Consider the following 12,344-nt stretch of genomic DNA (forward strand, 5'->3'; position numbering starts at 1 on the left):
TGAGCTTCAAGCACACGGTGCAACTGTGGACAGAGTGGGTCTCGCGAGGCCTCTCGGCCACGAAGGATTGCGGGCGGCTATTCACGTTGATCGCACAATGCAGGGTCGGCCATCGACCCGGACGCATCGAGCCGCGAATGCGAAAACGAAGGCCCAAACCCTACCCCTGGTTGAAGGTGCCCCGCGACCAGGCTCGCCGACACGTCCAGAGGCATGGTCATGCCTATGAGCCAAAGTAAGTGCCATTCGCCCTAAGTGTTGAAGAGGTCGTGAGCGAGTACAACCCCCCTGTCCTGAAAACCTGGGAAACCCGGGGCGAACCGCGCTTGCTGCTGATCGGCCCGTACCGGATGGGTTTTGACCTGGCGCCCAGGGAAGGGAAGACCCAGTTGCGTGTCTGGATCGACTACAACCTGCCGTCCGGTTGGCCGGGACGCTGGCTCGGCAGACTGCTGGGCGCCGTTTACGCGGACTGGTGCGTGACGCGCATGGTGAAGGATTCGACGAGCTCTGCGTTGTTCAAGACGGTATGAACAAGGAGCACAACATGGCGATCATTTCTTTGGCATGGCGTCGCATTCCCGCGAAGAACCTGCTCGTCCTGCTGCTTTTGCTGCCCCTGATGGCCGCGACGTTCAGCGCGTTTGCGCAAGATGGTGCGCCGGCAGAAACCCAGACATCGGTCCAGCAAGGTGTGACGGTGAAGGTCACGCCCAGGGTGGTCGGCGCCGGCAACGCGCGCTGGCAATTCGCCATCGTGCTCGACACCCACAGCAGCGACCTCAACGATGACCTCGTGACCATCGCAACGCTGGTCACAGCCGATGGCCGGGAGGTCAGGCCGCTGGCCTGGACTGGCGCGGCCCCCGGCGGACATCATCGCGAGGGGCTGCTCGAATTTGCGATGACCGCGCCCTGGCCCACGGCGATTGAGCTGAAGCTGGCGCGCCAGGGCGAAGCTGCGCCACGGGTCTTCCGCTGGCAGTTTTGAACTCCGGCTCGCTCACCCCAGCATCATGAGAGCGGCGGCGGCCGAGCCGGCAGCAATCGACAGGCCATAACCGGCTGCGACAGGGCGACCGAGCGGCATCCCGCCGATCACGGCAGCAATGCAAGCCTTCGCCACCATGTTGGCCGCGGTTGCGAGGCCCACGGCGGCCACGGTGGTGGTCACTGCCAGGCCGCCCGCCGCCTGCATTTTCATCACGCTGATGATGATGGCGTCGACATCGGCCAGCCCCGACAGTGTGGCCAGCGCATACAGGCCGGGGTCGCCCAACCACGCCTTGCTGGCCTGGGTCAGCACGGCCATCAGGCCGAGAAACGCGCCGAAGCCGAGCGCTGTGCTCAGGCCGAAGGGCGCGATAGGATCGCCCTCCGACGCGACAGCGCCAGACGTGCCGCGCTTTCGCTGCCACGCGGCCAGGCCGAGAAGGGCGGCGCCTGCAGCCACCATGGGAACCCCGAGCGGCCGCCCGAGCGCAGGCTGAAGCGTGAACACGATCACCGTTATGCGCAGGAACATCATGCCGCACGCGGCCAATGTGCCGGCCGCCGCGGCATCGGTGAGCGCCGGTTCCGCCCGGGCACGCCTGGCGAGCATGAGCGTGGCTGCGGTCGAGGAGGCCAGGCCGCCGAGCAAGCCGGTCCAGAAGATGCCGCGCTGGGGGCCGGTGAACCGCATCGCGATATGGCCGCACAGGGACATGCCGGCAATCAGGATCACCGCCCACCACAGACGATATGGGTTCAGCGCGGCATAGGGGCCGAAGCCGGCGTCCGGCAGCAGCGGCAGAATGACGACCGACAGCACGAGCAGCTGCAGCGCGGCGCTGAGTTCGCTGTGCTCCACGAGTTGCAGCCAGCGGTGCAGCGTGGGCTTGAGATCGAGCAGCACCGCGATGACGACTGCCGTGCCCACCGCGATGGCGGGATGGCCTGTGCCGGCCAGCACGCCGAGCGCGTAGGTCAGCAGCGCGGCAACGGCGGTGGTCGCGCCCAGGCTGCCATGGATGCGAACGTTCTCGTGATAGGACACCGCCCCGAGGATGGACAGGCCGGCGAGCCCCATGGCCACTGGCCAGGGGCCCAGGGTCTCGCTCAGGACGCCGAGCACGCCGCCCAGCAAGCCAAACAGCGAGAAGGTCCGCAATCCCGCAACGCGGCCGCCTTCAGCACGCTCGCGCTCCTGCCAGCCGCGTTCGAGGCCGACCACAGCGCCGGCGGCGAGTGCCGCAGCCAGGGATGACACGATGGACATCACGGAGGGAGGCAGGAGTTCCACGGGAGGTTCCGGTGTGTAGTGTGAGCGGTGGGATGCCGTAGGGAGACCATAGTTACGCATTCATTGTCAAGCAGATCAGGCCAATATTCCAATATTCAGGGCTGTGACTGGAGGGGCGCGCACCGGGCGCCAGCTCGCCGGTCCAGCGCGCGGCCCACCAGTTTGCGCAGTTCGCTGAACCACAGCACGACGCTGCCCATCGCAGCGCAGACCAGCCACTGATGGAGTGTCAGCGGCACGGTGCCGAAGGCGAGATTGAGAAAGCCGAGGTTGACGACCGCCACCTGCAGCAGTGCCGACAGGGCAACCGCGCCCCACAGCCAGGGGTTGACGAACAGGCGTGTGAACGCGCTGGTGGTTTCGGAACGGGCGTTGAAGCAGTTGAACAGGTGGGCGAAGACCAGCACCGTGAAGCCCGCGGTGCGTGCGGTGGCGAGGTCTTGCGTGCCTTCGATCAGCCCGCCCGGCAGGTACAGGTCCATGGTCAGCAGGGTCACCATGGCCACGACCACGCCAATCTGGAGCACCCCGGCCCACATGCGGGCGTCGATGACCCGCTCACTCAGGTGGCGCGGCTTGCGGGCCATGACGTCGTCGGTTGGCGGGTCCACGCCCATCGCCAGCGCGGGCCAGGAGTCGGTGATCAGGTTGAGCCACAGGATCTGCGTGGCCAGCAGCGGCAGCACCACCGCGCCGCCGGCGGCGGTCTGCGTGCCCGTCAGGCCGATCACGCCTGCCCCGACCACACCGAGGAACACCGTCAGCACCTCGCCCATGTTCGAGGACAACAGGTAACGCAGGAACTTGCGGATGTTGTCAAAGATGCCGCGACCTTCGCGCACCGCCTCAATGATGGTTGCGAAGTTGTCGTCGGCAAGGATCATCTTGGCCGCCTCCTTCGTCACCTCGGTTCCGGTCATGCCCATCGCGATGCCGATGTCCGCCGATTTCAGCGCCGGCGCGTCGTTGACGCCGTCGCCCGTCATCGCGACGATGTCTCCGTGGGCCTGCAGCGCGTCGACGATGCGCAGCTTGTGCGCGGGCGCGACCCGGGCGTAGACCGACGTCTTGCGCACCGCCTCCGCGAACCCCGCATCGTCGAGCGCATCGAGCTCGGCGCCTGTCAGCGCCGTGGCGCCGGCATCGACGATGCCCAGGTCTGCGGCAATGCGGGCGGCGGTGCGCGGGTGGTCGCCGGTGATCATGATGATCCGGATGCCGGCGCGCCGTGCTTCTGCAATGGCCTGCGCCGCCTCCTCGCGCGGCGGGTCGATCATGCCCACGGTGCCGACGAAGATGAGGTCGTGTTCCAGGGTGTCCGTGGCCTGCGGGTTCTCGTCCGGGCGGAGGGGGCGGTAGGCTACAGCCAGGGTGCGCAGCGCGGCATCGGACAGCGTGTAGACGTCAGCCAGAATCTTCGCCCGCAGTTCATCGTCGAGTTCAACCGACTCCATCCCCACCCGCGCCCGGTTGCACCTCTGCAGCAGGACATCCGGCGCGCCCTTGGTGACCACGACAACCGCATCGCCGTGTTCGTGGTCGAGCGCTATCGTCGACATCATCTTGCGCTCGGAGGTGAACGGGATGTCGCCAATGCGCTCGAAACGCTGCTCGCGCCGCTCGCGCATTTCGGCATGGCCCAGCTTGCGTTCGGCCACCAGGAAGGCCGCTTCGGTGGGGTCGCCGTGGATCTCCCAGGCACCGTCCTCGCTTTGGCGCAGGTCTGCGTTGCCGGCCAGACTGCCCCCGCTGAGCACCACCACGTGCTCGGCATGCAGCGCTCCGGCACCGAGCCTGGCGCCCTCGTGTTCCACCTGACCGTGGGGAGCGTATCCCACCCCGGTGATACGGGTTCCGCCGGAAGCGGTCATGACCCGTTCAATGGTCATCTCCGAGCGGGTCAGCGTGCCGGTCTTGTCCGAGCAGATGACCGAGGCGGAGCCCAGCGTCTCCACCGACGAAAGGTTCCTGATGATCGCGTTGTGCCTGGCCATCCGCTGAACCCCCAGGGCGAGCACCACCGACAGGATCGCCGGCAGCCCTTCGGGCACGGCCGCCACGGCCAGGGCGACACCCAGCAGCAGCACATCGATGACATCGGCCGCGCTGTGGATCTCCGACAGCAGCAAAACGGTTGCGACCACCACCAGGGCAATGATGATCACGGCGATACCCAGCATGCGCCCGATGCGGGCGACTTCCTTTTGCAGCGGCGTGCCTTCCTGGGCGGTGGCCTTGAGCATTTCGGCGATGGCGCCCACCTGCGTGTCCATGCCGGTCGCCGTCACCACGGCCCGGCCGCTACCCTGCACAATGGCGGTGCCCTTGAAGACCATGTCGAGCCGGTCGCCGAGGGTGGCCGGTTCGCGCAGGGTGGCCGCATCCTTGAGCACCGCCTCGCTCTCGCCCGTCAGCGAGGCTTCCTGTACACGCAGTGAGGTGGCCAGCACCAGGCGCCCATCCGCCCCGACGGCGTCACCCTCGCCGAGCACCAGCAAGTCCCCGGGTACCAGTTCGGCACTCGGCACCCGCAGCACCTGCCCGTCACGCACGACCGCCGAGGTCACCGCGGTCATCCGGGCCAGCGCAGCCACGGCATGCTCGGCTTTCGCTTCCTGCACATAACCCAGAACGCCATTGAGGATGACGATGACCGCGATCACCATCGCATCGACCGGCCAGCCGACCCTGCCGTCGATGGCCCAGGCGACGAGCGAGATGGCAATGGCGGCCAGCAGCAGGTAGATCAGCGGATCCTGGAAATGCGCGAGGATGCGGCGCCAGGTGGGTACTCGCGGCGCTGCGCGCAGTTCGTTGGGGCCTTTTTCCGCGAGCCGGCGCGCGGCTTCCTGCGACGTCAGCCCGCTGTCGAGGTCTGCCCCGAAAGCCTTGGCTACTTCGTCAGCGTCCTGGACGGACGGGTCCTCAGATTTTCCGGTCTGCGCCATCACCGATGTGAGCTCCCAGTGCGTGTTACGGGCATGGCCCGGCTTTGTCCTTCGGCGAGCCCGGTGACGCCCGTCACAGCGCTCTTTGTCCCAGCCGCCGCAGCTTCACCAGCCAGCGCTCCGCGTCGCCTGGCTTGAAATTGCCCACCATCCCGATCAGCGTCTCATGCACCGGCGCGATGCCGGAAAAACCCAGAATATTGCGCTCCAGTGACCTGACGCTGTGCGCGCGGAAGTACCAGCGGTAGAGCAGGGCGGGCATGCCCATGGTGACCACAATACGGGCCGAACGGCCTGTCAGGCCCTTTTTGGTGAAGGCGATGCTGCCGGTTTCGCGTTCAAAGGCAAAACCGGGCCGGGCCACCTGTTCAAGAAAACCTTTCAGGAGCGCGGGCATGTCACCCAGCCACAGGGGAAAGAACAGCACGATATGCTGGGCCCAGCGGATGGTGTCCTGCGCCTGTTGCAGGCTGGCGGGCAACTCGCCCTCCTCCCAGGCCTTCTGGCTGCGCAGCAGCGGAAATTCGAGTTCCGCCACGTTGAGCGAGCGCACGCTGTGGCCGCTCTCCAGCGCGCCGCTGGCGTAGGCCGCGGCCAGAGCATGGCACAGGTGAGGGGTGGTCGTGTCGGGGTGGCCCTGGATCAACAGGACATTTTTTGACGTCATGGCAGGTTGCGCTGTGTATGGCTTGAAACGGCGAGCACGGCCCTGGCCAGCAGCGGCGTAAGGCGGATGGCGTTGCTGGCGTGAGGGATCGTATCGCAGGTCACCACGCGTGTCACGCCTGCGGCCTGCAGCCGTTGTAATGCGCCGCTGTCAAAAAGGGCATGCACGCCAATGCACAGGGGTGCGGGCATGCCGGCCTGCTTCAGGGTTGCGGTGGCGGCGACTAGCGTCTGGCCGGTGGAGATGATGTCGTCCAGCAGCACAGGCGTCCTGCCGGGCCAGGGGCCGCTGTCGGCCAGCGTGACCTGCACATCGCGGTCGCCCAGGCGGGTCTTGCTCAGTACCGTCCAGGGGGCATCCGTCAGCCTGGCCACCTCGGCAACCCATTGCCCGCTTTCCTGGTCGGGCCCGATCACTAGCGGACGGTCGACATGGCTGCGCAGCCAGCGCGCGATCACCGGCGCTGCCGCGACCACCTGCGTGCGGATCGGGTAGATCTCACCCAGGCTGCGCCATCGGTGCAGGTGCGGATCGACCGTGACCAGGAAGTCGAGCGATGCCGACAGCAGCCGCGCATAGCTGCGCGAAGTGATCGCCTCGCCCGGGTGAAAGCGGTGGTCCTGTCGCATGTAGGCCAGGTAGGGCGCCACCAGGCCGACTTGCGCGGCACCCAGGTCGCGTGCCGCATCGGCGGCAAACAGCAGGGGCAGGGTCTTGCCGTCAGGGTGGTGCAGGCTGCCGGCCAGCACGATGCAGCGGCCCTGCACCGGCGCGTCAATGCGCACCAGGGTTTCCCCATCGGGAAAGCGGTGCTGCCACAGCACGCTCCAGTCGCAGCGCAGCAGGCGAGCCAGGGTGCGCGCCAGTCGGGTTTCATCCGGCAGGGCGACGATCAGCATCAGGCATCCTCCAGCACATGCACCGTCTCGGCCTGCGAGGCCGCGTATTCCAGCGCATAGGCCAGTTCACCCGGCGTGGCTGCGTGCAGCGTGAAAAGCGGCTGGCCGCGCTCGACGAACTCACCCGGCCGAACATGCAGGTCGATGCCCGCGCAAGCCGCCTCCGGCGCACCGGCCAGTTTGGCAATGCGGGCCAGGCGCCGGTTGTCGACGGCGAGAACGCTGCCGCTGCGCAAGGCATGCACCGCTTGCCGGTGTGCGGCTACGGGCGGCTCGCGCAGGCCGCCCTGAGCCGCACAAATGTCCTGGAACTTGCGCCAGGCCCGTCCATCGGCCAGCACGGCGCTGGCCAGCGCCAGTCCGCCAGCGGCCGCAGCGGCGCCGCCGAACTCGAGAACCTCGCCGGCCAACAGCAGCGAGCGCTGGGTCAAGTCCGCCGGCGCGTTGGCCTGGTTGCGCAGCACGGCCAGTACGTCGCGTGCCTCCAGTGCGGGGCCGATGCCCCGGCCTACCGGGGCCAGGCCGTCAGTTTGCAGCACACGCACCTGCAGTCCCAGGGCGTGTCCCACCTGGCTGAGCAGCCGGCCCAGCAAATCCGCCGCCTCGGCGCTGCGAACCTTGGCGGTGGGCCCCACGGGCATGTCGATCAGCACATGGGTGGAGCCCGCAGCCACCTTCTTGGACAGAATAGAGGCCACCAGCTGGCCCTGGCTGTCAAGGTCCAGCGGACGTTCCACCCGGATCAGGATGTCGTCCGCCGGGCTCAGGCGTACCGCGCCGCCCCATACCACGCAGCCGCCGGTGCTTTCGACCACCCGGCGGATCTGCGCCACATCCAGGTCCACCGGTGCCAGTGTCTCCATGGTGTCGGCCGTACCGGCTGGGGAGGTGATGGCGCGCGACGAGGTCTTGGGCATGCGCAGCCCGCAGGCCGCCACGATGGGCACGATCACCATGGTCGTGCGGTTGCCCGGCAGCCCACCCACGCAGTGCTTGTCCATCACCAGGCCTTCGCCCCAGTCAATCCGGTCGCCAACGGCAACCATCGCGCGGGTGAGCGAGACGGTCTCCTCCAGGTCCAGCCGGTCGCCGGCACAGGCGGTGACGAAGGCCGCCAGTTGCAGGTCCGAGTAGCGACCCGCGGCCACGTCTTCAATCACGGCCGTGATGGCCGCCTGGGTGAGGGGCCGTCCATAGACCTTGGCGCGCACATGACCCAGCGACTCGAGCGGCGCGGGGTGGCGCAGCGAGACCATGTCGCCCTCCTGCGCCCGGAGCAGGCGCCACGCTGCTTCGGACAGGCCGGCCTCGTCGGGTGCGAGAAAGTCGCCAGACACCACGTTCAGCGTGGCGACAATGGTGCGATCGCCCAGCGCCAGCTCCACCCGCGATTGCGCCTCGAAGCCTTCCGAGTGGCAGACGTGGCAGTCGCGGTGCATGAAGAGCACCGGCTCCTGGTAGGTGTCTATGCCCAGCCGCCGCAGGCGCAGCTTGTGGGGCGTGAGAGGAATCGGCGGGGTTTGCATGGCGGGGGCGTGTTTCAGTCACTGTAGGCAAGGTGGGGCGTTGATCTCATTGGGGCGGGGTATCAAAACCGTCACGGAACCCCGTCCCCGGGCGGGGCCTGAACAAAGGCAAGCTCGTCTTCGGCGAGCGGTTCGGCGACGGCGTGCAGGCGTTCCAGCACGGCGGCGTCAGCTTCGGACGGGTCCCCCCGGCGGCCCAGCAGGCGCGCGTGCAGCACCGGCAGTGGCGCCTCGCAGGCGACGATGGAGAACGGCACGCCCAGCGTGCGCGCCAGCGCCAGGGCCTCGGCGCGTTCCGCGCGGCGCAGGAATGCCGCGTCGAGGATCACCGGGTAACCTGCCTGCAGCGCGATGCGCGCCGTGTCGAACAGGTGCCGGTAGGTGCGCGCGGTGGCTTCGGCGTCGTACAGGTTCAGCCCCCGGGCGCGCGAATCCTCCAGCAGGCCGAGGCCAAACAGGCGCTTGCGCTCGACGTCCGAGCGCAGCCGGATCGCCCCCTGCTGTTCCAGCAGGCGCTGTGATGCGAGGGTTTTGCCCGAACCGGGCAGGCCGTGGGTGATGGACAGCCGCACGTCGCGGGGCCCGATCCAGCCCAGAGCCGCCTGCAGGTAGCGTTGCGCCGCGGCGCTGTTGGCCCTGCGCAGGTGTTCCACCTGTGCCCGCACCAGCGCGCGGTAGACGAGCGAAAACCGCAGCGCTGGCAGTCCGCCATGATCGCCCGTGCGGTCAAGCCAGCCGTTGAGCAGGCGAAAGGCGAGGTCGCGGCGACCGCAGGCGTCGAAGTCCATCACCGCGAAGGCCACATCGTCGAGCACATCAATCCAGCGCAGCGCCGGGTCAAACTCGATGCAGTCGAAGGCCACCACGCCGCCATCGTGCGCCAGCAGATTGGCCAGGTGCAGGTCGCCATGGCATTCGCGCACATGGCCATCCGCCTTGCGGGAGGTCCACAACGGCGCCAGCGTGCCGGCCCCGGCTTCGAGCCAGGCCCGGAGCGCGGCAAGCCCGGCCTCGCTCGCCAGCGGCCGCACGCCTTCGAGTGCCGCCAGCGCGCTGGCGCGCCGCCGTTCGGGGCTCGCGAAATCGCTCGTCGCATCCGCGCGGGATGCTCTCGCATGAACGTCGGCGAGCAGCGCGGCCAGCCGATCGACATCATCGGCGCGCAGCGTGTCTGCAGCCAGCTGCTCGCTGAACAGCGCACCCGGCGCAAAGCGTCGCATGCGCACGGCGTACTCCAGCACCGGACCGGCACCGTCGAGGACGGGCGCCTCCGGCCTGCCGGTGATGCGCGTGACACCCAGGTACAGCGACGGTGCCAGCCGCTGGTTCAGCCGCACTTCCTCTTCACAGAAATGACGCCGGGCTGCCAGGTCGCCGTAATCCACGAACGCCAGCCGCACCGGTTTCTTGATCTTGTAGGCGGTGTCGCCAGCCAGCAGCACCCACGAAATGTGGGTTTCCATCAGTTCCGCATGCAATGCCGTTGAAAGGACGTTGACCAGGGCGGCAGCCCCTCTCATTTGCTGGCTGCCCTCAGGTGGGGCACCCCCAACTTCCGGATTGGGCGCAGCGTTCACGGGAAGCTCCCTCTGAGCACGCGGCGGGGAAGAAAATGGAAATACACCACGGTGCTCAACAAGGCGGCAAAGAAGCACCAGACCGAAATGAACCAGGTGGTGTAAAAGCCGTAGGCGATGGCAAAGGACAGCAGTGTCAGGACGCCGAAGGCCTTCGCTTTCGGGTGCGTGGACAGCATGAGGCTGAGCGTGGTGGACACCAGGTACAGCGTCGACGCCATGGCCAGAAAATGCGGCGGCGAGACGTACTCGATGTGTTGCCCCGTCAGCTGCGAAACAACCGGGTAGTCGACCAGGTGGTACAGCAAAAAGGCGCCCACCGCGACCCCGGTGCCCACCAGCGCGAGCAGCGCCCGCCGGCGCGGCCCTGGTGGTTCGATCAACAGCACCGCGACCGGGACGTAGATCGGCCACAACACATGGGACATGAAGGAATACATCTGGGTCATGGCCTCATTGAGCCATGGCATGGCGGGCTCTGGCTCGAACGTCAGCCACAGGACGCCCTCGCTCAACTGCTGCACGGCGAACAGCAGCGGGATGGCCGCGAAGGCCAGTTCGCGCGGACGGCGAGGCTGTTTCAGGGTCAGCATTCCGATTCCGAGAAGGCCGGCGCCTGCGGCGAAGCTGGCTGTGGCAGAGAAGCACATTCAGCCTGCTCCCTTCCGGAGCCGCCAGATGCAGATGCAGATGCGACAGCCTGGTTGGCCGGCCTCAGGCAGCGCAGCCTTGCGCCTGGCTTCCAGGTTGGCTTCCAGTGTCCGGGCCCGGTCGTGCCGCGTCATGGCATGGCCGGCGCGGTGCAGATCGGTGGGAAGGGCGTTCCGCATTTTGGTGTTTTCCCACGGGGTTGCGACTCAATGTTCGTCCCATACGGAATCCATACAACATACGTACAGCATAGGAGTCTGCCGGCCCCTTCCATTGATGCAGATCAACCGCTCTTCAAAGGTGCAATAGCCCATCACCCATCACGGATGGGCTGCTGCTGTCGGCAGGATCGGCCGGGTCGGCCGGGTCGGCCGGAGGAAAGCGGCTATTGCACCGTCAGTTTCTTGGAAGCGGCGGTGGCCTTTTTGGGCAGCTCCAGCGTCAGCACGCCGTCGGCGTACTTTGCCAGGGCTTTGGCATCGTCCACGTCCTGGGACAGGCTGAAGGTGCGCGACACGCTGCCATAGTAGCGCTCGCTGCGCAGCACCTTGTCATCGCTGCCCCTGGTTTCCTTTTCCTGCTTGACCTCGGCGTCGATCTGCACGATGTTGCCGTCGATGCGCACATTGATATCGTCTTTCTTGACGCCGGGCAGGTCGGCCTTGACCACGTAGGCGTCTTTCTTTTCAGAGACGTCCACGCGCATCTGGATGGCCTGGGCGTTGATATCCAGCGGGACCGGTGAGAAGAAGCGGCGCAAGGCCGATTCAAAGGTGTCGCTGATGCCGGGTTCGAATACACGCAGATGGGTTGTCATGATGATCCTCCTGGGTGGGTTGAAAAAATGCCGGAGACGGCTAGGCACCGACCTCCAGCTTGTCGACCACGCGCGAAACGCCGCGGGCGGCGAAGGCGGCACCTATGGCGGCGTCATGCTCCGCCAGCGAATGCACCTTGCCGCTGATCGTGACGACGCCGCCCTCGACCTCGATGTCGAGATGCTGGGCTTCGCGTGTTGCCTGCCGTGTGAGCGCCGCGGTGATCCCGGCGCCGATATCCCTGGAGCTTGCACGGGGCTTGATATGGATGTGGCTGGTCAGGCCGCGGACACCGACGAGCGGACGGATGCACTGCTCGGCGCTGGCGAGCTGGTAGCCCCAGTCCACCTCACCGGTCAGGGTCACCCAGCCGTCTTCGACCTCGACCTTCACCCGCTCGTCGGGAACCAGCGAACTCCAGCGCAATGCGGACGACGCGGCCTGCGCGATCTCGGAGTCGCTTCGCTGGTGCTCGGCAGCCAGTTTGACGTCCAGTTCGAGGGCAATGCCGCGGACCCCGGCGACGCGGCGCACCGCGCGTTCCACGGCACGTTTTTCAGCGAAGGTGTCGAGATGGCCCGTCAGTGTCACCACGCCATCCCTGGCAATGACCCCGATGCCGATCGGGTTGATGGCCGCGTCCCAGGCGAGTTCCGCCGTGACGTCGGCTTTGAGTTGTGCATCTGTTTTCATGTTCTTGCTCCTTGAATCGTGAGCCGCAGGAAGCGACCGCCGGCCGCTGCGAATTGCGGGCTCAATTCACTCTATGCCGTTGGCTTTTTCCCTGCTTGATATTTCGCAAATCGCGACACGCTGCGCGTGGCCCATCGAGATAAGTATTTGATCTCGCGCAACGGCATGAGTGCCCGGCGGCGGGGTGACGCCAGCAGCGATGACCAGGACCGCAAAAAATAAATAGTGATGTGTCCGGTGGCGTGTTTGATACGGACTACGGGCGGACCCTGCGCGATAGG

12 protein-coding genes and 1 pseudogene are annotated in these 12,344 nt (G+C 66.9%); 3 read left to right on the forward strand and 10 right to left on the reverse strand.

Annotated elements, in window-relative coordinates:
* From AC1DUR_RS15950 to AC1DUR_RS15960, 3 genes and pseudogenes are all read left to right on the forward strand, one after another.
* Nucleotides 1-239 (forward strand): annotated as a pseudogene (locus tag AC1DUR_RS15950) (IS4 family transposase); the annotation flags it as partial.
* On the forward strand, nucleotides 240-533 hold the full coding sequence (locus AC1DUR_RS15955) for a hypothetical protein (protein WP_477719690.1): 294 nt from the start codon (nucleotides 240-242) through the stop codon (nucleotides 531-533).
* Nucleotides 534-547: 14 nt separating this feature from the next.
* Nucleotides 548-991, forward strand: a complete 444-nt coding sequence (locus AC1DUR_RS15960) for a hypothetical protein (RefSeq protein WP_477719691.1) — start codon at nucleotides 548-550, stop codon at nucleotides 989-991.
* Between the two features lie 12 nt (nucleotides 992-1,003).
* Here AC1DUR_RS15960 and AC1DUR_RS15965 read toward each other — a convergent pair whose 3' ends face one another.
* The 10 genes from AC1DUR_RS15965 to AC1DUR_RS16010 form a co-directional block, all read right to left on the reverse strand.
* Entirely contained in the window at nucleotides 1,004-2,260 is a 1,257-nt protein-coding gene (locus tag AC1DUR_RS15965; protein WP_477719810.1) for an MgtC/SapB family protein, read from the reverse strand.
* 119 nt (nucleotides 2,261-2,379) lie between these two features.
* Nucleotides 2,380-5,232 (reverse strand): cation-translocating P-type ATPase, encoded by a 2,853-nt coding sequence (locus AC1DUR_RS15970; protein WP_477719692.1) that lies wholly within the window; start codon nucleotides 5,230-5,232, stop codon nucleotides 2,380-2,382.
* Between the two features lie 73 nt (nucleotides 5,233-5,305).
* A complete protein-coding gene (locus AC1DUR_RS15975; protein WP_477719693.1) occupies nucleotides 5,306-5,899 on the reverse strand; it encodes an NAD(P)H-dependent oxidoreductase in 594 nt (197 codons plus the stop codon).
* Nucleotides 5,896-6,798 (reverse strand): ribose-phosphate pyrophosphokinase, encoded by a 903-nt coding sequence (locus AC1DUR_RS15980; RefSeq protein WP_477719694.1) that lies wholly within the window; start codon nucleotides 6,796-6,798, stop codon nucleotides 5,896-5,898. The genes AC1DUR_RS15975 and AC1DUR_RS15980 overlap by 4 nt, the downstream gene beginning before the upstream one ends.
* A complete protein-coding gene (locus tag AC1DUR_RS15985; RefSeq protein WP_477719695.1) occupies nucleotides 6,798-8,324 on the reverse strand; it encodes a thymidine phosphorylase family protein in 1,527 nt (508 codons plus the stop codon). Before AC1DUR_RS15985 ends, AC1DUR_RS15980 begins: the two co-directional genes overlap by 1 nt.
* Before the next feature lie 71 nt (nucleotides 8,325-8,395).
* A complete protein-coding gene (locus tag AC1DUR_RS15990; RefSeq protein ID WP_477719696.1) occupies nucleotides 8,396-9,787 on the reverse strand; it encodes a bifunctional aminoglycoside phosphotransferase/ATP-binding protein in 1,392 nt (463 codons plus the stop codon).
* A gap of 110 nt (nucleotides 9,788-9,897) precedes the next feature.
* Nucleotides 9,898-10,551, reverse strand: coding sequence for a DUF6629 family protein (locus AC1DUR_RS15995; RefSeq protein ID WP_477719697.1), 654 nt, complete (start codon nucleotides 10,549-10,551; stop codon nucleotides 9,898-9,900).
* Nucleotides 10,552-10,731, reverse strand: a complete 180-nt coding sequence (locus AC1DUR_RS16000) for a hypothetical protein (RefSeq protein WP_477719698.1) — start codon at nucleotides 10,729-10,731, stop codon at nucleotides 10,552-10,554.
* Between the two features lie 206 nt (nucleotides 10,732-10,937).
* Complete coding sequence (locus AC1DUR_RS16005) at nucleotides 10,938-11,369, reverse strand: Hsp20/alpha crystallin family protein (protein WP_477719699.1); 432 nt, start codon at nucleotides 11,367-11,369, stop codon at nucleotides 10,938-10,940.
* Nucleotides 11,370-11,409: 40 nt separating this feature from the next.
* Entirely contained in the window at nucleotides 11,410-12,063 is a 654-nt protein-coding gene (locus tag AC1DUR_RS16010; protein ID WP_477719700.1) for a BON domain-containing protein, read from the reverse strand.
* Nucleotides 12,064-12,344 lie beyond the last annotated feature (281 nt).

The sequence above is a fragment of the Polaromonas sp. P4_F4 genome (assembly GCF_056401355.1).

Coding starts and splice junctions, on each gene's coding strand:
- AC1DUR_RS15960 (WP_477719691.1), top strand. CDS start 548: ATGGCGATCATTTCTTTGGCATGGCGTCGCATTCCCGCGAAGAACCTG.
- AC1DUR_RS15965 (WP_477719810.1), bottom strand. CDS start 2,260: ATGTCCATCGTGTCATCCCTGGCTGCGGCACTCGCCGCCGGCGCTGTG.
- AC1DUR_RS15970 (WP_477719692.1), bottom strand. CDS start 5,232: ATGGCGCAGACCGGAAAATCTGAGGACCCGTCCGTCCAGGACGCTGAC.
- AC1DUR_RS15975 (WP_477719693.1), bottom strand. CDS start 5,899: ATGACGTCAAAAAATGTCCTGTTGATCCAGGGCCACCCCGACACGACC.
- AC1DUR_RS15980 (WP_477719694.1), bottom strand. CDS start 6,798: ATGCTGATCGTCGCCCTGCCGGATGAAACCCGACTGGCGCGCACCCTG.
- AC1DUR_RS15985 (WP_477719695.1), bottom strand. CDS start 8,324: ATGCAAACCCCGCCGATTCCTCTCACGCCCCACAAGCTGCGCCTGCGG.
- AC1DUR_RS15990 (WP_477719696.1), bottom strand. CDS start 9,787: ATGGAAACCCACATTTCGTGGGTGCTGCTGGCTGGCGACACCGCCTAC.
- AC1DUR_RS15995 (WP_477719697.1), bottom strand. CDS start 10,551: ATGTGCTTCTCTGCCACAGCCAGCTTCGCCGCAGGCGCCGGCCTTCTC.
- AC1DUR_RS16000 (WP_477719698.1), bottom strand. CDS start 10,731: ATGCGGAACGCCCTTCCCACCGATCTGCACCGCGCCGGCCATGCCATG.
- AC1DUR_RS16005 (WP_477719699.1), bottom strand. CDS start 11,369: ATGACAACCCATCTGCGTGTATTCGAACCCGGCATCAGCGACACCTTT.
- AC1DUR_RS16010 (WP_477719700.1), bottom strand. CDS start 12,063: ATGAAAACAGATGCACAACTCAAAGCCGACGTCACGGCGGAACTCGCC.